Origin of the sequence: Pseudomonas sp. AOB-7 (genome assembly GCF_003696305.1) — a bacterium.
Classification (GTDB): Bacteria; Pseudomonadota; Gammaproteobacteria; order Pseudomonadales; family Pseudomonadaceae; genus Aquipseudomonas.
In genome coordinates, this window is record NZ_RFFK01000011.1 from 88,033 (window position 1) to 108,841 (window position 20,809).

Sequence of the window (20,809 nt, forward strand, 5' to 3'; positions counted from 1 at the left end):
GTACCTTAACCGACGCAAGGTCGGATACGAAAACGCCCGCGGTCAGCGGGCGTCTACGGTTATGCGAAGATCTTGCCGGGGTTCATGATGCCGTTGGGGTCGAACACCGCCTTGACCGCCTTCATGCAGGCGATCTCCGCCTCGCTGCGGCTGTAGTGCAGGTAATCGCGCTTGGTCATGCCCACGCCGTGCTCGGCGCTGATCGAGCCGTTGTACTTCTGCACGGTCTCGAACACCCATTTGTTGACCACCGCGCACCTGGCGAAGAACTCGTCCTTGCTCAGGTTCTCGGGCTTCAAGATATTCAGGTGCAGGTTGCCGTCGCCGATATGGCCGAACCACACCACCTCGAAGTCCGGGTAGTTGGCTTCGACTATGGCGTCGATGTCCTTGAGGAAGGCCGGCACCTGACTGACGGTGACCGAGATGTCGTTCTTGTACGGCGTCCAGTGGCTGATGGTCTCGGAGATGTACTCGCGCAGCTTCCACAGGTTGTGCAACTGCTGCTCGCTCTGGCTCATCACGCCGTCGACCACCCAACCCTGCTCGACGCAGTGCTCGAAGGTTTCCAGCGCCTGGTTGGCCACCTCCTCGGTGGTCGCCTCGAATTCCAGCAGGGCGTAGAAGGGGCACTCGCTCTCGAAGGGGGCCGGCACGTCGCCACGGCCGAGCACCTTGGCCAGGGCCTTGTCGGAGAAGAACTCGAAGGCGGTCAGGTCCAGCTTGCCCTGGAAGGCATGCAGCACCGGCATGATCGAGTCGAAGTCGGGCGTGCCGAGGACCATCGCGGTGAGGTTCTTCGGCGCGCGATCCAGGCGCATGGTGGCCTCGACCACGAAGCCCAACGTCCCTTCGGCGCCGATAAACAGCTGGCGCAGGTCGTAGCCGGTGGCGTTCTTGATCAGGTCGCGGTTCAGCTCCAGCAGCTCGCCGGTGCCGGTGACCACCTTCAGGCCGGCCACCCAGTTGCGGGTCATTCCGTAGCGAATCACCTTGATCCCGCCGGCATTGGTGCCGATATTGCCGCCAATCTGGCTGGAACCCGAGGAGGCGAAGTCCACCGGGTAGTACAGGCCCTTGTCCTCGGCGAACAGCTGCAGCTGCTTGGTCACCACGCCCGGCTGGCACACCGCGGTGCGGTCGTACTCGTTGAAGGCGAGAATCTGGTTCATGTAGTCGAACGCCACCACCACCTCGCCGTTGGCCGCCACCGCCGCCGCCGACAGCCCGGTGCGACCACCCGAGGGCACCAGGGCGATCTTGTGCGCATTGGCCCAACGCACAATGGCCTGCACCTGCTCGATGCTCTTGGGAAAGACGATGGCCGAAGGCGCCGGGGCGAAATGCTTGGTCCAGTCCTTGCCGTAGGCCTCGAGGGAATCGGCGTCGGTCAGCACCTTGCCGGGTTCAACCAGGGTCTTCAGCTCTTCGATCTGGGCAGAGGTGGTCATCTACAGAACTCTCAAAGGATTCATGGTCGCCCTGAGAACCATTCAGGTCGCGACCGAGCATTGAAAAAGGCGAACATGCTAGCATACGCACCCCGTGAATCGAGCCATGCAGCGATCTACGGGCGCTGGCTGAGTTTCTCGGCCCTTCCCTGAAAACATCCCTGGGACAACAGGTACTCCGATGAGCAAGACCTCTCTCGACAAGAGCAAGATCAAGTTCCTTCTTCTCGAAGGCGTCCACCAGAATGCCGTGGACACCCTGAAGGCCGCCGGCTACACCAACATCGAGTACCTCAAGGGCGCGCTGTCGGGCGAAGAGCTCAAGGAAAAGATCGCCGAAGCCCATTTCATCGGTATCCGCTCGCGCACCCAGCTGACCGCCGAGGTCTTCGACTGCGCCAAGAAGCTGGTCGCTGTCGGCTGCTTCTGCATCGGCACCAACCAGGTCGACCTGGACGCTGCCCGCGAGCGCGGCATCGCCGTGTTCAACGCGCCCTACTCCAACACCCGTTCGGTGGCCGAGCTGGTGCTGGCCGAGGCCATCCTGCTGCTGCGCGGCATCCCCGAGAAGAACGCCTCCTGCCATCGCGGCGGCTGGATCAAGTCGGCGGCCAACTCCTTCGAGATCCGCGGCAAGAAGCTGGGCATCATCGGCTACGGCTCCATCGGCACCCAGCTCTCGGTACTGGCCGAGGCCCTGGGCATGCAGGTGTACTTCTACGACACCGTGACCAAGCTGCCGCTGGGCAACGCCACGCAGATCGGCGACCTGTACGAGCTGCTGGGCCTGTGCGACATCGTGTCCCTGCACGTGCCGGAGCTGCCGTCCACCCAGTGGATGATCGGCGAGAAGGAAATCCGCGCGATGAAGAAGGGCGGCATCCTGATCAATGCCGCGCGCGGCACCGTGGTCGAGCTGGATCACCTGGCCCAGGCGATCAAGGACGAGCACCTGATCGGCGCGGCCATCGACGTGTTCCCGGTCGAGCCCAAGTCCAACGACGAGGAGTTCGAAAGCCCGCTGCGCGGCCTGGATCGGGTGATCCTGACCCCGCATATCGGTGGCTCCACCGCCGAGGCGCAGGCCAACATCGGCCTGGAAGTGGCCGAGAAGCTGGTCAAGTACAGCGACAACGGTACCTCGGTGTCCTCGGTCAACTTCCCCGAAGTGGCCCTGCCGGCGCACCCGGGCAAGCACCGCCTGCTGCACATCCACGCCAACGTGCCGGGCGTGATGAGCGAGATCAACAAGGTGTTCGCCGACAACGGCATCAACATCTCCGGCCAGTTCCTGCAGACCAACGACAAGGTCGGCTACGTGGTGATCGACGTCGACGCCGAGTACTCCGACCTGGCGCTGGAAAAACTCCAGCACGTCAACGGCACCATCCGCAGCCGCGTCCTGTTCTAAGCCCGCGGCAGCAAGCGAAAAGGGGAGGCTTCGGCCTCCCCTTTTTCGTTCGTCGCCCGGATGCCATCCGGGCTACTGGCCGGCCTCCAGCCGTGCCAGCTCGGCGGCGGCCTCATCCAGTTGCGCCTCGTTGAACACCTTGACCCCGGCGCGGCGCAACAAGGCGGCGGTCACGCCTTCGCCCGCCACGCGCACGCCGCTGAAGCTGCCGTCGTAGTTCTCCAGATTGCCGCAGGACGGGCTGCGCGCCTTGAGCAGGGCCAGGCGGATGCCGTGCTCGCGCACCAGCGCCAGCGCCTGCTCGGCACCACTGACGAAAGCGGCGGTGACGTCCGCGCCCTCCACCGTCAACACCGGCAGTTGTCCGTCCAGCACCAGGGCGCCCTGACCGCCGCGGATTTCCGCCGGCGGCCGCGGCGTCGGCAGGCCGCCGGCCACCTCCGGGCACAGCGCCACCACCCGCCCCTCGTCCAGCCAACGTTGCAGCTGATCGAAGGGACCATGGGCGCCGCCGTCGTAACGCACCCGATGGCCGAGCAGGCAGCGACTGACCAATATCTTCTGCATCGACTCTCTCCATTGCCGCCACCAGAGTAACCGCCGGTAACAGCGCCGTCAGCCCTCGCTCCGGCACGCGGAAATGCGCCCGCACGCCGCGATTTTCCGGGCCTGGCGGCCTATCCTTCGGCGGGAAGCGGCATTGCCCCATGGCCAAGCGGGCAGCGCCCCAGCAGACTGGCGCGGCCAACCAGGGAGGTTACCGCTCATGTCCCAGCCGCTTCGTCCGCTCGCCCTGCCACTGCTGTGCAGCCTGGCGCTGCTCGCCCCGTCCGCGCAGGCCGCCCTGCTCGCCCTCGAAGACGCCAGCCTGAGCCAGATCAGCGGCCAGGCCGGCATCAGCATCCGCCTCGACCTGATGGCACGCATCGACGAGCTCCGCTGGCAGGACGACGGCGGCAGCCTGTCGCTGCGCAACGTCAAGATCGACAACGGCTGCCTCAAGCCCAGCGATTGCGACGGCTATGCCCTGGGCCCGGCCCAGCTGGGCGCCAGCGTGCCGATCCTCGGCATCGAGGTGCCGACCCTGGAGGTGGACGTGGTCAAGGGCGGCAACGGCCAGAGCCAGCTGCAACTCAAGCTGCCCAACCTCACCGCGATCAACCAGCAGCTCGGCCCGCTGGGTAAGCTGGTGATCCGCGCCCGCGTGGCCAGCGACCTGTATATCGGCGACACCAGCATCGGCAACGTCGCCCTGCGCGATATCCGCGACATCAATGGCACCATCAAGGTCTGGGGCCACTGAGCGGAGCAAATCCTCAGCTCAGGTCACTACCGCGGCGCCTGAACCAGCCGGTCAGCGACAGTCGCTCGCGAGTGGCCGGCAGCACCTCGTGGGGCATCTCGGCGGAGAGGAACAGCGCCAGGGTGCCGGCCTGCGGCAGCACGTCATGCTCGCGGCCGTCGGCCAGGTACAGGCGCAACGCGCCGCCCTGCTCGGCCTGCCAATCCTCGTTGAGGTAGAACACCGCCGACACGCTGCGGCGGTCGTCGTCGCGAAAGCGGTCCAGGTGCTTCTGGTAGTAGGCGCCCGGTGCATAGAACGCGAAGTGGCTCTCGTAGTCCTCGAGGCCCAGATACAGCGCCTGATTCAGCGCCCGGCGCAAGCCGTCCATCAGCTGCAGATACTGGTCGCAGGCATGGCTCTGGCCAGGCTCCAGCCATTGGATGCGATCACCACGAATCCCCTCCTGCACCTGCTGGGCGCTGCCGCGGCCGACGCCGGCGGCACTGAGTTCGCCGCTTTGTGCACGTCTGCGGCACTCGGCGGCCAGTTCGCGGGTCAGAAGCTCGGGGGCGAAAAGCGCCCGTTGCGACCAGCCCTGGCTGGCGAGGTCGTCGATAAGGCTGGCGAAGAGGTGGTGCTGGCTGGATTCGGTCATGGCGGCGATTGTATCAGCGCCAGTCAGTCCGCTCGACAAGCCCCGGCCGGCCGCCGAAAATAGCCGCCCGCTGCCCCCAGCGGACGGCCAGGCCCGTTTGCCAAGGAGTTCTCGATGCGCCTTCTGTTTGCCCTGTTGCTGTTCGGCCTGGCCCTGCCGAGCCTGGCCGACGACCACCTGCGCCTGTACCAGGCGGCCGGCTGGCCACAACAACGCGAGCACTTCAACCAGGCCCTCGACGCCGCCCAGCAGCGCTACCGCAGCACCCTGCCGCCGGCGGTGTATCAGGCGCTGGTGGACAACAGCAACCGCCGCTTCGCCGCCGCCGCCATCGACAGCCGCGCCCAGCACAGCCTGCGCATGCAGCTGGCCGATCCGCAGCCGGCGCTGGCCTTCTTCCAGTCCGAACTGGGGCGCAAGATAGTCGCCGCCGAGCAGCTGGCCACCCGCAGCGACCAGCTGGCGCGCTACGCCGACGGCCTGCCGCGCAGCGAGGCCGATGCCACCCGGCGCCTGCTGATCCGGCACCTGGCCCAGGCCCTGCCGGCCAAGGAAGCCGGCGCCGAAGTCAGCCTGGCGCTGGCCGGCGTCGCCGCCGACAGCCTCAGCCAGATGCTCCCCGGCCTGCTCGGCGGCGCCCAGGCGCAGAGCCTGCTCAACGGCCAGCGCCAGCGCCTGATGGCGCAGATCGAGCAGGATCTGGACAACACCCTGTTGCACGTCTACCGCGAGCTGAGCGACCCGGAGCTGGAGCAGTTCGTCGAGTTCGCCCAGTCGGCGGACGGCCAGGCCTACTACCAGGCCGCCCTGCAAGCGCTGCGCGCCGGGCTGGCGGTGGGCATGAGCACGGCCGAGCTGGAGCCGGCGCCGCAGGGAATCTAAAGCGGCGAGGCAGACGGCAGCCCGGCTGGGTTAGGCGCCTGCTGCTGCCGTCCATGCACCGAAGCCATTCGTTGCGCCGTAACCCAGCGAGGTGCATGCAGGTATCGCCGGGCGGAACGCTGCGCACTCCCCGTTGGGCTTCGCTGCGCTCAGCGGATCGCCGCCCGGCCCAACCTAGGCCAAATGCTCGCGCAGGAAATCGAAATAGCGCTGGCGCAGCGCCTCGCTTTCGTTGGCCAGGTGATGACGCGCTTCGGGCAGGCGCAGGATGCTCGGCCGGCCGAACTTGTCCTGCAGCACCTCGAGGTTGTGCCGCCAGTCCACCGTCATGTCCGCCTCGCCCTGCACGATCAGCGGGCTGTGCGCGCTGCGCGGCGCCGCCTCGATGCGCGGCACCCACTGCGCCAGGGCGCCGACCCAGGCGGTGGGCAGGTTGCGCGGCTGCAGCGGGTCGAGGTTATGGACGAAGTCGATGAACGCGGCGTCGCTGGAATTCTCGCTGAAGCGCCGCGGAATCTCGCGCACAAAGGGGCGCAGCAGGCGATAGCTGAGCTTCGACCAGGCCCAGGCGCGCGGCCGCACCAGCGGCGCCAGCAGGATGCTCTGGCCCAGCTCGGAGCGTTTGCCGTCGGTCAGCAGGTAGTCCAGCAGGATCGCCCCGCCGGTGCTCTGTCCACATAGATGCCAGGGCTGCGGCAGCTGCAGTTCGGCGGCCTGCTCGAACAGCCCGGCGAGCACCAGCTGGTACTCGGCGAAGTCGCCGATGCTGGCGCGCGCGCCGCTGGACAGGCCGTGGCCGGGCAGGTCGCAGGCCAGCACGGCCAGATTCAGCGCCAACGCCCAGTCGATCACGTGGCGGTACAGACCCATATGGTCGTAGTAGCCGTGCAGCAGCAGCAGGGTGCCGCGCGGCTCGGCCGGCGCCCACAGCTGCACGGCGATCTGGTAACCGGCGGCGGCGAAGCTGCCGAGGCGATGATCCAGCCCGGCGTGGCGGCCGCCCAGGTCGAGACCGTAGAAGCTGCGGTAGGCCTGCACCGCCGGCAGCTCCAGGCGCGCTGCGGCCAAGGGTCGCAGCAGGGGGCGCAGTTGTTCGGGGTGAAACGGCTCTGGCATGGGGCCTTCCCTAGAGTGCGGCGCGAACCGCGGGGCATTCCTCGAAACCTCGATCTTCAGCTGCCGCACGCGGCGTGGCAAGCTACACGCCCTTTTCGCCCGCCGCCGTCCATGCCTCGTCCCTCGCCCAAAACCCTGCTCGCCACCCTGCTCGCCCTCGTCTGGCTGGGCGCCATGCTGCTGGCCTTCTGGTGGTTCGAGGCGCGCTACCTGCGCCCCTTCGACGAGCGCGCCGCGCTGTTTTCCGGCGCCGAGCTGCGCCTGCCGGCCGAACTGGCCGGCCCCGGGGCGATCCGCCTGGTGCACTTCTGGGACCCGGCCTGCCCGTGCAACGTCGGCAACCAGCAGCACCTGGCCGAGCTGGTCGCGCGCTACGCGCCGCGCGGCGTCGAGTTCCATGCCGTGCAGAAGCCCGGCAGCCAGGGCCGCCTGCCGGCCGAACTGGCCGCGCTCAAGCCGATCGCGGCCCTGCCCGGCAGCACCGCACTGCCCGCCAGCCCGGCGGTGGCGATCTGGGACGCCCAGGGCCAGCTGGCCTACTTCGGCCCCTACAGCGAAGGCCTGACCTGCAACTCGAGCAACAGCTTTATCGAGCCGATTCTCGAAGCCCTGGCCACAGGACGCACAGTCGACGCCAGCAATACCCTGGCGGTGGGCTGCTTCTGCGACTGGGCCGACCAGCGACTGACGAGGCCCGAGCAACCGTAGGGTGGGTTAGTCGCCGGTCGCGCTTACCGGTCGATTAGCCCTGTTTGACGCGGCGTAACCCACCATCGGCGCAATACGATCTACCGCCTGGTGGGTTACGCGACGCACCACCTCCGCGGCGTTTGTCGATCCACCTCCAGCGTCGCTAACCCACCCTACGAGCTACGAGCTACGAGCGCTCTTCACTCGCCAGTTGCTCCGTGGCGCGATACAGGCCGCGCGGCGTGCCGCCCTGCCAGCGGCGAAAGGCACGGTAGAAGGGCGACAGCTCGGCGAACCCGCAGGCCCGCGCCACCTCGCGCACACCCAGGCCCTGCTCCAGCAGACGCAGGGCGCGCAGCCGGCGCACCTCGTCGTGCAGCGCGCGGAAGCTGCTGCCCTGCTCGCTCAACGCCCGCTGCAAGGCGCCGCGGCTGCTGTCCAGGGCGCTGGCGCAGGCCGCCAGGCTGCAGGCGGCGCCGCCCAGGTTGAGCTCCAGCCAGTAGCGCACGCGGGCCAGCAAGCGGTTTTCCACCAGCTCGGCCAGCTGCCGCTCGGCTTCCGCGCCGAGCACCTCGAACAGCCGCGGGCTGGCGCTGCGCGACGGCCGCGCGAGCAGCGCGCGCGGCAGGATCAGCACGTCGTGAGGCTGGGCGAAGCGCGGCTCGACGCCGAGCAGGCGGCGGTGCTCGTGCAGACGCCGGGGCGCGGCATGGCGGAAGTCGACGCCGAGCAGCGGCAACTCGCCGCCGGCCGCCGCCAGCATCTTCGGCAGCAACACCGCCAGGCACTCCATCTGCTGACGCAGCGAGCCGACGCCGCGGTAGTTGAGGTCGATCACCAGGCGCGCCTCGTCGCCCTCCTCCTCCAGGCGCGCGGCGAAGCCGCCGGAGAGGATGTGCTGGAAGCGCACGAAGGCCTGCAGCCCCTGGCGCAGGTCGCGCGCCGCCAGCAGCAGGTAGCCGACCACGTCCATCGGCCGCGGGCGCATCACGTCGCCCAGGTGCAGGCCGATATCGGCGTCGCCGCTGATGCCGGCCAGCGCCTGCCAGAAGCGCGGCGCGCTGTCGTGGTCCTCGCGCGCCTCCAGCAGCGGCACCGTCAGCGGCATGCCGGCGTAGGCGCGGCGATAGGTGTCGGTAGGGTCCAGGCCCAGCTCGGCCAGCGCCTCGTAGAGCAGGCGGCGCAGGGTCGAGGAATGGGTCAGGGCGACCTGGGGGGCTTCGCTCATGGCGTCTCCACGCGGTGATTGACCATAGACTTTCAGCGCCGCGGCATTTGGTCAATGCCGCGACGGCCGCGCCTGCGCAGAATGCGGGCCGACCATAACAACAAGGATCGCCCGCGATGAAACGCACCCTGACTGCCCTCGCCCTGCTGGTCGCCGCCGCGGCCGGCGGCCTGACCTGGTACCTGCACGGCAAGCAGCCGCTGCGCGACGGCGAACTGCGCCTGAGTGCGCTGCAGGCGCCGGTCACGGTGCGCTTTGATGAGCGCGGCGTGCCGCATATCCGCGCCGAGCACGAGGCCGATATGTACCGCGCGCTGGGCTACGTGCACGCCCAGGACCGCCTGTTCCAGATGGAAATGCTGCGCCGCCTGGCCCGCGGCGAACTGGCCGAGGTGCTCGGCGCGCAGCTGGTGGACACCGATCGCCTGTTCCGCACCCTGGGCATTCGCGCCCATGCCGACGAATACGCCAGCCGCTTCGACGGCGACAGCCCGGCCGGCCGCGCCCTGCTGGCCTACCTCGACGGCATCAACCAGTACCAGGCCAGCCGCCCGCGGCCGCTGGAATTCGACCTGCTGGGCATCGCGCCGCGCCCCTTCACGGTCGCCGACACCCTGAGCGTCGCCGGCTACATGGCCTACAGCTTCGCCGCCGCCTTCCGCACCGAGCCGGTGCTGAGCCATGTGCGCGAGCGCCTCGGCGCCGACTACCTCAAGGTCTTCGACCTCGACTGGCGCCCGCAAGGCGTGGTCGGCACGTCGCTGGCCGCCGGCGACTGGCAGGACCTGGCCGCCATCGCCCGGCTCAGCCACGCGGCGCTGGAGGGCAGCGGCCTGCCGCAGTTCGAGGGCAGCAACGCCTGGGCCGTGGCCGGCAGCCGCACCGCCAGCGGCAAGCCGCTGCTGGCCGGCGACCCGCATATCCGCTTCGCCGTGCCGGCGGTGTGGTACGAGGCGCACCTGCAGGCCCCCGGCTTCGAGCTGTACGGCTACCACCAGGCGCTCAACCCGGTCGCCTCGCTGGGCCACAACCGCGACTTCGCCTGGAGCCTGACCATGTTCCAGAACGACGACGTCGACCTGATCGCCGAGCGGGTCAACCCGGACAACCCCGAACAGGTCTGGTACCAGGGGCGCTGGGTGGAGCTCGAACGGCGAACGGAAAGCATCGCGGTCAAGGGTGCCGCGCCGGTCGAACTGAGCCTGCGCCGCTCGCCGCACGGGCCGATCGTCAACGACGCCCTCGGCCAGGCCGCCGGCAGCACGCCGATCGCCCTGTGGTGGGCCTTTCTCGAGACCGCCAACCCGATTCTCGACGCCTTCTACCAGCTCAATCGCGCCGACAGCCTGGACAAGGCCCGCGCCGCCGCCGAACTGATCGAGGCGCCCGGGCTCAACGTGGTCTGGGCCAACGCCGCCGGCGACATCGGCTGGTGGGCGGCGGCCAAGCTGCCGCTGCGTCCGGCTGGGGTCAACCCGAGCTTTATCCTCGACGGCGCCGGCGGCGAGGCGGACAAGCCCGGCTGGCAGCCCTTCGCCGCCAACCCGCAGGAAGAGAACCCGGCGCGCGGCTATATCCTCTCGGCCAACTACCAGCCGCTGGCGACCAGCGGCATCGAGGTGCCCGGCTACTACAACCTGGCCGACCGCGGCCAGCGCCTGGACCGGCATTTGAGCGACGCCACGGTGAAATGGGATAGCGCCAACAGCCAGGCGCTGCAGCTCGATACCGGCAGCGGCTACGGCCCGCGCCTGCTGGCACCAATCCTTGACGAGCTGCGCGCCGCCGCGGCCGACGAGCGGGAACGGGCGCTGGTGGAACAACTGGCCGCCTGGGACGGCGATCACCGGCTCGACTCGCTGGCCGCCACCCTGTTCAATCAGTTGACCTACCAGCTGGCCCGCGAGGCCATGGCCGACGAGCTGGGCGAGACCTTCTTCGACAGCCTGCTGTATACCCGCGTGCTGGACAGTGCCCTGCCGCGCCTGACCGCCGACGCCGACTCGCCCTGGTGGAACCGCCAGGGCAGCGAAACGCGCGAGAGCCGTGCGCAGATAGTCGCCGACGCCTGGCGCGCCAGCCTCGAGCATCTGCGCGACCAGTTCGGCGATGACCCCGGCGACTGGGCCTGGGGCCGCGCCCATACCCTGACCCACGGCCACCCGCTGGGCCAGCAGCCGCTGCTGGCCAGGCTGCTCAACGTCGGCCCGTTCGCCGCGCCGGGCGGTCACGAGATGCCGAACAACCTGTCGCACAAGGTCGGTCCGGCACCCTGGCCGGTGGTCTACGGGCCTTCGACCCGGCGCCTGGTCGATCTGGCCGATGCCGAGCGCGCCCTGGGCGGCATCCCGGTGGGGCAGAGCGGCGTGCCCTTCGACGCCCACTACGACGACCAGGCCGCCGCCCACTTGGCCGACCAGTACCAGCCGCAGCACCTGAGCGAGACCGACGTGGCGGCGCACAGCCGCGGCACGCTGCGCCTGCTGCCGCGCTGAGGGCGACCGATAGCGGCTAGCGGAGCCAGGGCGGACAGCGTGACGCTTGTCCGCCCTGCCCGGCGGCATACGCGCACGATGCGACGCCGCGTGCACCATTCGGGGCGCAGGGCGCACCCTACTGAGGCAGGCCGGGCACCGGGCCGAACGTCGCAAAAGCCTGGCCGACCCAGCAAAGCCGCGGCTTTCGGCCTTGGTAATAAAATTGGCACACAGCCTGCATAAGCTAAGGCAAGCCCAGTTTCGGGGACCTTGGTACAGGCAGGCCGGGGAATCCCCTCTTTTATTCGCGGCGCAGGGTCAGACGCACCCGCCAGCGCCCATCCACCTCCGCACCGCGCCACTCCCCGCCCAACGGGCGGGCCGCCACCAGCATCAGGCGCAGATCCCGTCCTTCCCGCTGAATCCGCCAGTTTACCGGGGTGCCATCCAGGTCGAGGCGACCCTGGCGTTCGCGGCCGTAGGCATCGACGAAGCGATAGCTCAGCGCGCCCTGGACGTGCTCGGCGAGCGCCTCCGGTTCACGGTTGAACCAGACCTGCAGGCCCGCGGCCCAGGGCTCGGCGTCCTCGATGCGCAGCGGCGCCGGCTCGAACAGGCGGCCGAGCATGCTGCCGAGGAGGAAGGCCAGCAGCGCCAGCGACGCCATGAAGCGCCAGCGAATTCGCGGCCTGGGGTCCTCGACCGGCGTAGAATGGCCGTCGTCCCTGCGCTCGGAGCCCTGCATGTTCCACGTCATCCTCTTTCAACCGGAAATCCCGCCCAATACCGGCAACATTATCAGGCTGTGTGCCAACAGCGGCTGCCAGCTGCACCTGATCGAACCCTTGGGCTTCGAGCTGGACGACAAGCGCCTGCGTCGCGCCGGCCTGGACTACCACGAGTACGCCACCCTCAAGCGCCATCCCGACCTCGCCAGCTGCCTGGCAAGCCTCGGCCAGCCGCGCCTGTTCGCCTTCACCACCAAGGGCTCGCACGCCTTTCACGAGGTCGCCTACCAGCCCGGCGACGCCTTCCTGTTCGGCCCGGAGAGCCGCGGTCTGCCGGAGGAGGTGCGCAACGCCCTGCCGCCCGAGCAACGCCTGCGCCTGCCGATGCGCGCCGGCTGCCGCAGCCTGAACCTGTCCAATACCGTGGCGGTGACCGTCTACGAGGCCTGGCGGCAGAACGGCTTCGCCGAGGCTGGGATGTAGCCCGGATGCAATCCAGGTTTAGTGCAAGCCGTGGCCCGCACAAACAAAAACGCCGCGCCCCTAACGGGAGTCGCGGCGCTGTTGCGAACCGGGCGTCGCTTAGTGCGCGGTGGCTTCGCCCTGCGCCGCCTGCTGCTGACGCTGCAGCTCCTGGGCGTACAGCGCGTCGAAGTTCACCGGAGCGAGCATCAGCGCCGGGAAGGAGCCGCGGATGACCAGGCTGTCCAGCGCCTCGCGGGCGTAGGGGAAGAGGATGTTCGGGCAGAAGGCGCCGAGGGTGTGGCTCATCGAGGCGGCGTCCAGGCCCTTGATCAGGAAGATGCCGGCCTGCTGCACTTCGGCGATGAAGGCCACTTCTTCGCCGTTCTTCACCGTGACCGAGAGGGTCAGCACCACTTCGTGGAAGTCGCCGTCCAGGGTCTTCTGCCGGGTGTTGAGGTCCAGGCCGACGCTCGGCGTCCACTCCTGACGGAAGATTTCCGGGCTCTTCGGCGCCTCGAAGGACAGGTCCTTGACGTAGATGCGCTGCAGGGAGAATTGCGGATTCTGCTGTTCGCCGGCGGCGGCGCCGTTGTTTGCTGGTTCGGTCATGGCCTTTGCCTTCTGGTCTTGAGGTTTATGCGGGGCTCTGCAGCAGCGCATCGAGCTTGCCGGCGCGCTCCAGGGCGTAGAGGTCGTCGCAGCCACCGACATGGGTGCTGCCGATCCAGATCTGCGGTACCGAGGTGCGGCCGGCCTTGCGGGTCATCTCGGCGCGCAGCGCGGGCTGGCCGTCGACGCGCACTTCGTCGAAGTCCACGCCCTTGCGCGTCAGCAGCTGCTTGGCGCGGATGCAGTAGGGGCACCAGTCGCTGGAATAGATGAGCACCTCGCTCATGTCACTTCACCAGCGGCAGGTTGTCGCCACGCCAGCTGGCGATGCCGCCGGACAGCTTGGCCGCGGTGTAGCCGGCCTTCTTCAGCTCGCGGGCGATGCTGCCGGCGTGCTGGCCCATGGCGTCGACCACCACTATGGTCTTGGCCTTGTGCTTCTCCAGTTCGGCGATACGCGCGGCAACCTTGTCGTAGGGGATGTGCAGGGAATCGACGATATGCCCGGCGGAGAAGTCCTTCTGCGCACGCACGTCGAGCACCACGCCCTGCTCGCTGTTGACCAGCGCGGTGAGTTCGCGGCTGGACAGGTTCTGTCCGCCCTTGCGCATCTCGGTGACGATCAGCGCCACCAGCAGGACGACGAACAATCCGCTCAGTACATAGTGGTTAATGACGAATTCAATCAGGTTGGCGAGCATCTATATGACCCAGGACGGTAAAATACCGGCCAGTATACACAGCCCCACAGGTCGGCCAAACCCCGTCCGGCAGTGACGCGCCAGGCGCTTGACCGTAAAATGCCCGGCCTTGTTTCCCGCCCATCGACCCAGAGCGAGTCTGCTGCATGAGCGCCACGCCCAAACCCTTGGTTCTGATCATCCTCGACGGCTTCGGTCACAGCGACAACCCCGAGCACAACGCCATCCACGCCGCCAACACGCCGGTCTACGACCGCCTGCGCGCCAGCTATCCGCACGGCCTGATCTCCGGCAGCGGCATGGACGTCGGCCTGCCGGACGGACAGATGGGCAACTCCGAGGTCGGCCATATGAACCTCGGCGCCGGCCGCGTGGTGTACCAGGACTTCACCCGGGTGACCAAGGCCATCCGCGACGGCGAGTTCTTCGACAACGCCGCGATCAACCAGGCGGTGGACAAGGCCGTGGGCGCCGGCAAGGCCGTGCATATCCTCGGCCTGCTCTCCGACGGCGGCGTGCACAGCCACCAGGACCACCTGGTGGCCATGGCCGAACTGGCCGTGCGCCGCGGCGCCGAGAAGATCTACCTGCACGCCTTTCTCGACGGCCGCGACACCCCGCCGAAGAGCGCGCAGGGCTCCATCGAGCTGCTCGACGCCGCCTTCGCCCGCCTCGGCAAGGGCCGCATCGCCAGCCTGATCGGCCGCTACTTCGCCATGGACCGCGACAACCGCTGGGACCGCGTCGAGCAGGCCTACCAGCTGATCGTCGAGGGCAGTGCCCAGTTCAGTGCCGCCAGCGCCGTGGAGGGGCTGAACGCCGCCTACGCGCGCGGCGAGAGCGACGAGTTCGTCAAGGCCACCGGCATCGGCGCGCCGGTCCGGGTGGAAGACGGCGATGCCGTGGTGTTTATGAACTTCCGCGCGGACAGGGCGAGAGAATTGACCCGCACCTTCGTCGAGCCCGGCTTCAAGGAATTCGAGCGCCAGCGCGTGCCGCAGGTCGGCTTCGTCATGCTCACCCAGTACGCCGCGAGCATCCCGGCGCCGGCCGCCTTCGCCCCCGAGGCGCTGACCAACGTGCTCGGCGAATACCTGGCGAAACACGGCAAGACCCAGCTGCGCATCGCCGAGACCGAGAAGTACGCCCACGTCACCTTCTTCTTCTCCGGCGGCCGCGAGGAGCCGTTCGAGGGCGAAGAGCGCATCCTCATCCCCTCGCCGAACGTCGCCACCTACGACCTCAAGCCGGAAATGAGCGCGCCGGAAGTCACCGACAAGATCGTCGATGCCATCGACAACCAGCGCTATGACGTGATCATCGTCAACTACGCCAACGGCGACATGGTCGGTCACACCGGCGTGTTCGAGGCCGCGGTCAAGGCCGTGGAATGCCTGGACGCCTGCGTCGGCCGCATCGTCGATGCATTGGACAAGGTCGGCGGCGAAGCGCTGATCACCGCCGACCACGGCAACGTCGAGCAGATGGAGGACGAGTGCACCGGCCAGGCGCACACCGCGCACACCTGCGAGCCGGTGCCGTTCATCTACGTCGGCAAGCGCCCGGCGCGCATCCGCGCCGGCGGCGTGCTGGCCGACGTGGCGCCGACCCTGCTGAGCCTGATGGGCCTGGAAAAACCGGCGGAAATGACCGGTACGTCCATCGTCCTGCTCGACTGAACGTCGATAATCCGCCAAACGCCCCGCGCCTTGAGGCCCGGGGCGTTTTTTTTGCCCGGCGGCGCGGGCATACTAGGGCCCATTCCACCGCCAGGTGTCGCCCCGCCCATGCTCCGCATCCTCGCCCTGATCCTGCTCAGCAGCCTGATCGCCCCCGTCCTTGCCGACCAGCGCGCCGACACCCAGCGCCAGCTGGAAGCCGCACGTCAGGACGTGGCCGAGCTGAAGAAGCTGCTGGAGAAACTGCAGCAGGAGAAATCCGGCGTGCAGCAACAGCTGAAGAAGACCGAAACCGAGATGGGCGCGCTGGAAGGCCAGGTCAAGGAGCTGCAGCGCGAACTCAAGGGCAGCGAACAGGAGATCCAGCGCCTGGATCAGGAGAAAAAAAAACTCCAGAGCGCACGCACTGAACAGCAGCGGCTGATCGCCATCCAGGCCCGCGCCGCCTACCAGAGCGGCCGCCAGGAGTACGTCAAGCTGCTGCTCAACCAGCAGAACCCGGAAAAGTTCTCGCGCACCCTGACCTACTACGACTATCTCAGCCAGGCGCGCCTGGAACAGCTCGCGGCGTTCAACGAGACCCTGCGCCAGCTGGCCAACGTCGAGCAGGAAATCGCCAACCACCAGGCCCAGCTGCAGGCGCAGAAGGCCGGCCTCGACGAGCGCCACGCCAAGCTCGCGGAGGCGCGCAAGGAGCGCCAGCAGGCGCTGGCCAAGCTCAACAGCGAATTCGCCAGCCGCGACCAGCGGCTCAAGGCGCGCCAGCAGGAACAGGCCGAGCTGGGCCGCGTGCTGAAGACCATCGAAGAGACCCTGGCGCGTCAGGCGCGCGAGGCCGAGGAGGCGCGCAAACGCGCTCTGCTGGCGCAGCAGGCAGAGCAGGCACGGCCGGGCAACCCGCCGCCGAGCGGCCCGCCGGTCAGCTCCGGCGCCACCTATGGCGGGCCTTTCGCCAGTGCCCGCGGCAAGTTGCCCTGGCCGGTCGATGGCCGTTTGGTGGCACGCTACGGAACCCCGCGCGGCGGCGACGCTCGTACTAAATGGGACGGCGTGCTGATCGGCGCGCCGGCCGGCAGCCAGGTGCGCGCCGTACACGGCGGCCGCGTGGTATTCGCCGACTGGTTGCGCGGCGCCGGTCTACTGGTCATTCTCGACCATGGCAACGGCTATCTGAGCCTCTACGGTCACAACCAGAACCTGCTGAAGAACGCCGGCGACCTGGTCAAGGCCGGCGAAGCCATCGCCACCGTGGGTACCAGCGGCGGCCAGGATACGCCGGCACTGTATTTCGCCATTCGCCAGCAGGGTCGCCCCAGCGACCCGGCGCAATGGTGTCGCGCGCAGGGATAGGCGCCGTTTTTCGCTAATTAGGAGTTCGACATGTCGCATCGCTTCCGTCCCACCTGCCTGGCGCTGGCCCTCGGCCTGCTGCTCGGCGCGCCCGCCCTGCAGGCGGCCGAGCCCGCCCCCGCGGCGGCGAGCAGCAAGGCGCCGCTGCCGCTGGACGACCTGCGCACCTTCGCCGAGGTGATGGACCGGATCAAGGCCGCCTATGTCGAACCGGTCAGCGACAAGACCCTGCTGGAGAACGCCATCAAGGGCATGCTCAGCAACCTCGACCCGCACTCGGCCTACCTCGAGCCGGAGGCCTTCCTCGAGCTGCAGGAGAGCACCAGCGGCGAGTTCGGCGGCCTGGGCATCGAGGTCGGCATGGAAGACGGCTTCGTCAAGGTGGTCTCGCCCATCGACGACACCCCGGCGTCCCAAGCCGGCATCCAGCCGGGCGATCTGATCGTCAAGATCGACGGCCAGCCGACCAAGGGCCTGTCGATGATGGAAGCGGTGGACAAGATGCGCGGCAAGGCCGGCAGCAAGATCGAGCTGACCCTGGTGCGCGACGGCGGCCGCCCCTTCGACCTGACCCTGACCCGCGCGGTGATCAAGGTGCGCAGCGTCAAGAGCCAGATGCTCGAGGACGGCTACGGCTACCTGCGTATCTCGCAGTTCCAGGTCAACACCGGCGAGGAAGTCGGCAAGGCGCTGACCAGACTGCGCAAGGACAACGGCGACAAGAAGCTGCGCGGCCTGGTCATGGACCTGCGCAACAACCCCGGCGGTGTGCTGCAGGCGGCGGTGGAGGTCACCGACCATTTCCTCAAGAAGGGCCTGATCGTCTACACCGAGGGCCGCCTGGCCAACTCCGAACTGCGTTTCAACGCCGACCCGGCCGACGCCAGCGAAGGCGTGCCGCTGGTGGTGCTGATCAACGGCGGCAGTGCCTCGGCCTCGGAGATCGTCGCCGGCGCCCTGCAGGACCACAAGCGCGCGGTGCTGATGGGCACCGACAGCTTCGGCAAGGGCTCGGTGCAGACCGTGCTGCCGCTGAACAACGACCGCGCGCTGAAACTGACCACGGCGCTGTACTTCACCCCCAACGGTCGCTCGATCCAGGCCCAGGGCATCGTTCCCGACATCGAGGTGGCGCGCGCCAAGCTGACCCGCGAACAGGACAACGAGGGCATCAAGGAAGCCGACCTGCAGGGCCACCTGGGCAACGGCAACGGCGGCGCCGACCGCCCGAGCAAGGCCAAAGCGGCCCAACCGCAGCGCCCGCAGGACGACGACTACCAGCTGAGCCAGGCGCTCAACCTGCTCAAGGGCCTGAGCGTGACCCGCGGCGGCTGAGGCGAAGCGGCGATACGAAAAAAGCCCGGACATGATGTCCGGGCTTTTTCTTGGCTTCGTCCCAGGGGGCGCCGTGCGCACCGAATAAACGGCTGGTGCGCGCGGCGCCCCTAGGCTGCGGGCCCGGTTACAGGTAATTGGCGGTGATATCGTCGATATAACCCTCGGCGCGCAGCTCGTCCAGGGCCTTCTGCAGGCGCTCGACCACCTCGTCCGGGGTGTCCTTGTTCAGCGCCAGATAGAGCTCGGCATCGTTGAAGCGCAGCACGGTGGTCAGGCCGCTGACGTCCTCCTGCTTGGCCAGGTAGCGGCCCACCGGGTCGGTGGTGGCCCACAGGTCGATCTGCCCGCGCACCAGCTTCTTCACGTTCTCCTGATCGCGCAGGGCGTTGACCGGCTGCAGGCCCTGGCTCTCCAGATGCTGGCTGACCGCGTCGTTCTTGTAGGCGCCGATGCGGTACTGCGCGGCGTCCTTGAGGCTGGCCACGCTGAGGTTGTTGCCGGGCGCGGCGAGCAGCACCCAGCCGGTCTTGGCGATCGGCCCGACCCACTTGAACAGCGGCTGGCGCTCGGGCGTGAAGGTGGTGGAGAACAGGCCGTAGTTGGGCTTGTCCAGGGTCAGGCGGTAGAGGCGATCCCAGGGGAAGCGCAGGGTCAGGGTGTAGTCGATGCCGGCACGCTTGAACATCTCGCGCACGATATCGGCGCTGATGCCGTCGATGCCGTCGTCGCGGGCGAAGTTCTTGTCGTCCACCGCCATGTTGAAGGGCGGGAAGTTCTCGGTCAGCAGCACCACCTTGTAGTCCGGCGGCAGCTGCGCATGGGCGAAACCGCTGCCAAGCAGCAGGGCGACAAACAGGCTTTTCTTCAGAGTGTTCAGCATAAGACGTACCGCTCGCATGATTTGTGGTTATGGCTAGCGACATCCTTGCGTGGACCCGAGTCCGGTGATTGGCACTCGAAGGTTCTGCCGTCCATGGCAAGCGACCGGCTTTTGGCCGGTCGCAGGGTCTTACAGGTAGCTATTGAGGATATCGTCGACGAAGCCCTCGGCGCGCATCTGCTCCAGCGCGGCCTGCAGCTTGGCGACTAGCTCGTCGGGCATTTCCTTGTTCAGCGCCAGGTACAGCTCGGCGCTGTCGAAGCGCAGCACCGTCTTCAGCCCGGAGATGCCTTCCTGCTTGGCCAGGTAGCGCCCGGCCGGATCGCCGGTGGCCCACAGGTCGATCTGCCCGGCCATCAGCTTCTTGGCGTTCTCCTGATCACGCAGCGCGGTCAGCGGCTGCAGGCCCTTCTCCACCAGGTGCTCGGCGATGGCGTCGCCCTTGTAGGCGCCGACCTTGTATTGCTTGGCTTCGTCCAGGTTGTTCAGGCTGATCGGGCTGTCGCCCTTGGCCAGCATCACCCAGTCGTCCGGGCCAATCGGGCCGACCCACTTGAACAGCTGCTCGCGCTCGGGCAAACGAGCAGTGACGAACACGCCGTAGCCGGGTTTCTCCAGCGCCAGCTTGTAGATGCGATCCCAGGGGAAGCGCAGGGTCAGGCTGTACTTGACCCCGGCACGCTTGAACATCTCCCTGACGATATCCACGGCGATGCCGTCGATATTGTCTTCCTGGGCGAAGTTCTTGCCGTTGATGGCCATGTTGTAGGGCGGGAAATTCTCGGTCAGCAGCACCACGCTGTAGTCCGGGTCCACTTCGGCGCGCGCGGCAGCGGTCAGCACCACAAGGGTGCCGCCAAGCGCGAGGAGCAGGCGTTTGAACATAGATCTTCTCGTTCTTCTGAAAAGGCAGACCCCGCCAGAATAACCAGCACTTATGCTGCAGCACAGTGCCGGCGTGACAATCCTGGCAAATTGCCTCAATACCGGGCCTCGATGGCCTGCAGCACACCCTCGGCGCGCAGGGCGTCCAGAGCCGTCTGCAACTTCTGCACCAGCTCGTCGGGGGTCTGCCTGTTCAGTGCCAGGTAGAGCTCGGCGGTATGCAGGCGCTGCACCACCCTGAGGTTGTCGATGCCCTCCTGGCGGGCCATGTAGCGGCCCGCCTGGTCGGAGGTGACCCACAGGTCGATCTGCCCCTTGTCCAGTTTCCGGGCGTTCTCGTTGTCGCGCAGCGTGGTCTGCACGCTCAGGCCGCGGTCGAGGAGGAACTGGGTCTTGGCGTCGCCCTTGTAGCCGCCGATGCGGTAACGCGCGGCGTCCTGCAGGTTGGCCAGTTGGATCGGGCTGTCGCCCCTGGCCAGCAGAACCCAGTGATTGGTGGCGATGGGGCCGACCCACTTGAACAGCGCCTCGCGCTCCTGGGTGCGCGCGGTGGAGAACAGGCCGTAGCCGCCGTCCTCGAGGGTCTGCTGGTAGACCCGCTGCCAGGGGAAGCGCAGGATCTGCTGGCACTCGACCTCGGCGCGCTGGCACACCGCGCGCAGGATATCGGCACTGATGCCGCTGACCCCCTCGCCCTTGGCGAAGTTGCTGCCGTTGACCGACATGTTGAAGGGCGCCAGGTTCTCGGTGAGCAGCACCAGTGCCTCGGCGCGCGCCAGACTGGCGCCGCAGAACAGGAAAACAACGGCAAATAGCCGGAAAGCGGACATAGGGACTCCGTGTCGGGAAAGTTCGGGATGCAGGGCGCGCAGCCGCACCGGGCGGCGGCCGGAGGGCCTGGGCGCAGGGGCGCCATGCTAGCGCCATCGATGGCATTGTGCCGTCGACTCGCCCGCAGCTTTGGCCGGCAGAACGCCGG

Annotated in this window: 21 protein-coding genes; 9 read left to right on the forward strand and 12 right to left on the reverse strand. The window is 67.9% G+C overall.

Features of this window, described 5'->3' with window-relative positions:
* Window positions 1-59: 59 nt before the first annotated feature.
* The gene (locus EA796_RS18545; protein WP_122109679.1) at window positions 60-1,451 is read right to left on the reverse strand and encodes an FAD-binding oxidoreductase; all 1,392 of its coding nucleotides are present in this window, start codon (window positions 1,449-1,451) and stop codon (window positions 60-62) included.
* Window positions 1,452-1,632: 181 nt separating this feature from the next.
* On the opposite strand from EA796_RS18545, the gene serA reads away from it, so the two are divergent.
* The gene (gene serA / locus EA796_RS18550; RefSeq protein ID WP_122109680.1) at window positions 1,633-2,862 is read left to right on the forward strand and encodes a phosphoglycerate dehydrogenase; all 1,230 of its coding nucleotides are present in this window, start codon (window positions 1,633-1,635) and stop codon (window positions 2,860-2,862) included.
* A gap of 72 nt (window positions 2,863-2,934) precedes the next feature.
* Here serA and EA796_RS18555 read toward each other — a convergent pair whose 3' ends face one another.
* A complete protein-coding gene (locus EA796_RS18555; RefSeq protein ID WP_122109681.1) occupies window positions 2,935-3,429 on the reverse strand; it encodes a DUF523 domain-containing protein in 495 nt (164 codons plus the stop codon).
* Between the two features lie 199 nt (window positions 3,430-3,628).
* On the opposite strand from EA796_RS18555, the gene EA796_RS18560 reads away from it, so the two are divergent.
* Window positions 3,629-4,165 (forward strand): DUF6160 family protein, encoded by a 537-nt coding sequence (locus tag EA796_RS18560; protein WP_122109682.1) that lies wholly within the window; start codon window positions 3,629-3,631, stop codon window positions 4,163-4,165.
* 13 nt (window positions 4,166-4,178) lie between these two features.
* Here the strand turns inward: EA796_RS18560 and EA796_RS18565 are convergent, their stop codons facing one another.
* The gene (locus EA796_RS18565; protein WP_122109683.1) at window positions 4,179-4,802 is read right to left on the reverse strand and encodes a 2OG-Fe(II) oxygenase; all 624 of its coding nucleotides are present in this window, start codon (window positions 4,800-4,802) and stop codon (window positions 4,179-4,181) included.
* 114 nt (window positions 4,803-4,916) lie between these two features.
* Here EA796_RS18565 and EA796_RS18570 point away from each other — a divergent pair, with 114 nt between their 5' ends.
* Complete coding sequence (locus tag EA796_RS18570; protein ID WP_122109684.1) at window positions 4,917-5,684, forward strand: hypothetical protein; 768 nt, start codon at window positions 4,917-4,919, stop codon at window positions 5,682-5,684.
* Window positions 5,685-5,858: 174 nt separating this feature from the next.
* Here EA796_RS18570 and EA796_RS18575 read toward each other — a convergent pair whose 3' ends face one another.
* Complete coding sequence (locus tag EA796_RS18575; protein WP_122109685.1) at window positions 5,859-6,800, reverse strand: alpha/beta hydrolase; 942 nt, start codon at window positions 6,798-6,800, stop codon at window positions 5,859-5,861.
* A 111-nt stretch (window positions 6,801-6,911) separates the two neighbouring features.
* Between EA796_RS18575 and EA796_RS18580 the strand changes: the two genes are divergently transcribed.
* Window positions 6,912-7,508, forward strand: coding sequence for a DUF6436 domain-containing protein (locus tag EA796_RS18580; RefSeq protein WP_122109686.1), 597 nt, complete (start codon window positions 6,912-6,914; stop codon window positions 7,506-7,508).
* A 169-nt stretch (window positions 7,509-7,677) separates the two neighbouring features.
* Here the strand turns inward: EA796_RS18580 and EA796_RS18585 are convergent, their stop codons facing one another.
* Window positions 7,678-8,718: an AraC family transcriptional regulator ligand-binding domain-containing protein gene (locus tag EA796_RS18585; protein ID WP_122109687.1), complete on the reverse strand. Its 1,041-nt coding sequence runs from the start codon at window positions 8,716-8,718 to the stop codon at window positions 7,678-7,680.
* A 116-nt stretch (window positions 8,719-8,834) separates the two neighbouring features.
* Here EA796_RS18585 and EA796_RS18590 point away from each other — a divergent pair, with 116 nt between their 5' ends.
* A complete protein-coding gene (locus tag EA796_RS18590) occupies window positions 8,835-11,213 on the forward strand; it encodes a penicillin acylase family protein (protein WP_122109688.1) in 2,379 nt (792 codons plus the stop codon).
* 283 nt (window positions 11,214-11,496) lie between these two features.
* Here EA796_RS18590 and EA796_RS18595 read toward each other — a convergent pair whose 3' ends face one another.
* The gene (locus EA796_RS18595) at window positions 11,497-11,940 is read right to left on the reverse strand and encodes a hypothetical protein (protein WP_021442802.1); all 444 of its coding nucleotides are present in this window, start codon (window positions 11,938-11,940) and stop codon (window positions 11,497-11,499) included.
* Here EA796_RS18595 and trmL point away from each other — a divergent pair.
* Window positions 11,939-12,406 (forward strand): tRNA (uridine(34)/cytosine(34)/5-carboxymethylaminomethyluridine(34)-2'-O)-methyltransferase TrmL, encoded by a 468-nt coding sequence (gene trmL / locus EA796_RS18600; protein WP_021442801.1) that lies wholly within the window; start codon window positions 11,939-11,941, stop codon window positions 12,404-12,406. The two genes, EA796_RS18595 and trmL, sit on opposite strands and share 2 nt — an antisense overlap.
* A 99-nt stretch (window positions 12,407-12,505) precedes the next feature.
* On the opposite strand, the gene secB is transcribed toward trmL, so the two are convergent.
* From secB to EA796_RS18615, 3 genes are read right to left on the reverse strand one after another with little or no spacing between them, the layout of a single operon-like run.
* Window positions 12,506-12,997 carry a protein-export chaperone SecB gene (gene secB, locus EA796_RS18605; RefSeq protein WP_122109689.1) on the reverse strand — a complete coding sequence of 164 codons (492 nt, stop codon included), beginning with the start codon at window positions 12,995-12,997 and terminating at the stop codon, window positions 12,506-12,508.
* A gap of 25 nt (window positions 12,998-13,022) precedes the next feature.
* On the reverse strand, window positions 13,023-13,283 hold the full coding sequence (gene grxC / locus EA796_RS18610; RefSeq protein ID WP_021442799.1) for a glutaredoxin 3: 261 nt from the start codon (window positions 13,281-13,283) through the stop codon (window positions 13,023-13,025).
* A 1-nt stretch (window position 13,284) separates the two neighbouring features.
* A complete protein-coding gene (locus tag EA796_RS18615) occupies window positions 13,285-13,698 on the reverse strand; it encodes a rhodanese-like domain-containing protein (protein WP_021442798.1) in 414 nt (137 codons plus the stop codon).
* Window positions 13,699-13,844: 146 nt separating this feature from the next.
* Here EA796_RS18615 and gpmI point away from each other — a divergent pair, with 146 nt between their 5' ends.
* The 3 genes from gpmI to EA796_RS18630 all read left to right on the forward strand — a co-directional run bounded on the left by gpmI (window position 13,845) and on the right by EA796_RS18630 (window position 18,062).
* On the forward strand, window positions 13,845-15,377 hold the full coding sequence (gpmI, locus tag EA796_RS18620) for a 2,3-bisphosphoglycerate-independent phosphoglycerate mutase (protein WP_122109690.1): 1,533 nt from the start codon (window positions 13,845-13,847) through the stop codon (window positions 15,375-15,377).
* Window positions 15,378-15,485: 108 nt separating this feature from the next.
* A complete protein-coding gene (locus tag EA796_RS18625) occupies window positions 15,486-16,727 on the forward strand; it encodes a murein hydrolase activator EnvC (RefSeq protein WP_122109691.1) in 1,242 nt (413 codons plus the stop codon).
* 30 nt (window positions 16,728-16,757) lie between these two features.
* Window positions 16,758-18,062, forward strand: a complete 1,305-nt coding sequence (locus EA796_RS18630; protein WP_122109692.1) for a S41 family peptidase — start codon at window positions 16,758-16,760, stop codon at window positions 18,060-18,062.
* A gap of 127 nt (window positions 18,063-18,189) precedes the next feature.
* Here the strand turns inward: EA796_RS18630 and EA796_RS18635 are convergent, their stop codons facing one another.
* The 3 genes from EA796_RS18635 to EA796_RS18645 form a co-directional block, all read right to left on the reverse strand.
* Window positions 18,190-18,945: an ABC transporter substrate-binding protein gene (locus tag EA796_RS18635; RefSeq protein ID WP_021443395.1), complete on the reverse strand. Its 756-nt coding sequence runs from the start codon at window positions 18,943-18,945 to the stop codon at window positions 18,190-18,192.
* A 129-nt stretch (window positions 18,946-19,074) separates the two neighbouring features.
* The gene (locus tag EA796_RS18640) at window positions 19,075-19,830 is read right to left on the reverse strand and encodes an ABC transporter substrate-binding protein (protein WP_122109693.1); all 756 of its coding nucleotides are present in this window, start codon (window positions 19,828-19,830) and stop codon (window positions 19,075-19,077) included.
* A 95-nt stretch (window positions 19,831-19,925) separates the two neighbouring features.
* A complete protein-coding gene (locus EA796_RS18645; protein WP_021443393.1) occupies window positions 19,926-20,660 on the reverse strand; it encodes an ABC transporter substrate-binding protein in 735 nt (244 codons plus the stop codon).
* Window positions 20,661-20,809 lie beyond the last annotated feature (149 nt).

What these genes read in the sequence shown, in the direction of transcription:
- EA796_RS18545 (WP_122109679.1), bottom strand. Translation starts at nt 1,451, where the DNA reads ATGACCACCTCTGCCCAGATCGAAGAGCTGAAGACCCTGGTTGAACCC.
- serA (WP_122109680.1), top strand. Translation starts at nt 1,633, where the DNA reads ATGAGCAAGACCTCTCTCGACAAGAGCAAGATCAAGTTCCTTCTTCTC.
- EA796_RS18555 (WP_122109681.1), bottom strand. Translation starts at nt 3,429, where the DNA reads ATGCAGAAGATATTGGTCAGTCGCTGCCTGCTCGGCCATCGGGTGCGT.
- EA796_RS18560 (WP_122109682.1), top strand. Translation starts at nt 3,629, where the DNA reads ATGTCCCAGCCGCTTCGTCCGCTCGCCCTGCCACTGCTGTGCAGCCTG.
- EA796_RS18565 (WP_122109683.1), bottom strand. Translation starts at nt 4,802, where the DNA reads ATGACCGAATCCAGCCAGCACCACCTCTTCGCCAGCCTTATCGACGAC.
- EA796_RS18570 (WP_122109684.1), top strand. Translation starts at nt 4,917, where the DNA reads ATGCGCCTTCTGTTTGCCCTGTTGCTGTTCGGCCTGGCCCTGCCGAGC.
- EA796_RS18575 (WP_122109685.1), bottom strand. Translation starts at nt 6,800, where the DNA reads ATGCCAGAGCCGTTTCACCCCGAACAACTGCGCCCCCTGCTGCGACCC.
- EA796_RS18580 (WP_122109686.1), top strand. Translation starts at nt 6,912, where the DNA reads ATGCCTCGTCCCTCGCCCAAAACCCTGCTCGCCACCCTGCTCGCCCTC.
- EA796_RS18585 (WP_122109687.1), bottom strand. Translation starts at nt 8,718, where the DNA reads ATGAGCGAAGCCCCCCAGGTCGCCCTGACCCATTCCTCGACCCTGCGC.
- EA796_RS18590 (WP_122109688.1), top strand. Translation starts at nt 8,835, where the DNA reads ATGAAACGCACCCTGACTGCCCTCGCCCTGCTGGTCGCCGCCGCGGCC.
- trmL (WP_021442801.1), top strand. Translation starts at nt 11,939, where the DNA reads ATGTTCCACGTCATCCTCTTTCAACCGGAAATCCCGCCCAATACCGGC.
- EA796_RS18595 (WP_021442802.1), bottom strand. Translation starts at nt 11,940, where the DNA reads ATGCAGGGCTCCGAGCGCAGGGACGACGGCCATTCTACGCCGGTCGAG.
- secB (WP_122109689.1), bottom strand. Translation starts at nt 12,997, where the DNA reads ATGACCGAACCAGCAAACAACGGCGCCGCCGCCGGCGAACAGCAGAAT.
- grxC (WP_021442799.1), bottom strand. Translation starts at nt 13,283, where the DNA reads ATGAGCGAGGTGCTCATCTATTCCAGCGACTGGTGCCCCTACTGCATC.
- EA796_RS18615 (WP_021442798.1), bottom strand. Translation starts at nt 13,698, where the DNA reads ATGCTCGCCAACCTGATTGAATTCGTCATTAACCACTATGTACTGAGC.
- gpmI (WP_122109690.1), top strand. Translation starts at nt 13,845, where the DNA reads ATGAGCGCCACGCCCAAACCCTTGGTTCTGATCATCCTCGACGGCTTC.
- EA796_RS18625 (WP_122109691.1), top strand. Translation starts at nt 15,486, where the DNA reads ATGCTCCGCATCCTCGCCCTGATCCTGCTCAGCAGCCTGATCGCCCCC.
- EA796_RS18630 (WP_122109692.1), top strand. Translation starts at nt 16,758, where the DNA reads ATGTCGCATCGCTTCCGTCCCACCTGCCTGGCGCTGGCCCTCGGCCTG.
- EA796_RS18635 (WP_021443395.1), bottom strand. Translation starts at nt 18,945, where the DNA reads ATGCTGAACACTCTGAAGAAAAGCCTGTTTGTCGCCCTGCTGCTTGGC.
- EA796_RS18640 (WP_122109693.1), bottom strand. Translation starts at nt 19,830, where the DNA reads ATGTTCAAACGCCTGCTCCTCGCGCTTGGCGGCACCCTTGTGGTGCTG.
- EA796_RS18645 (WP_021443393.1), bottom strand. Translation starts at nt 20,660, where the DNA reads ATGTCCGCTTTCCGGCTATTTGCCGTTGTTTTCCTGTTCTGCGGCGCC.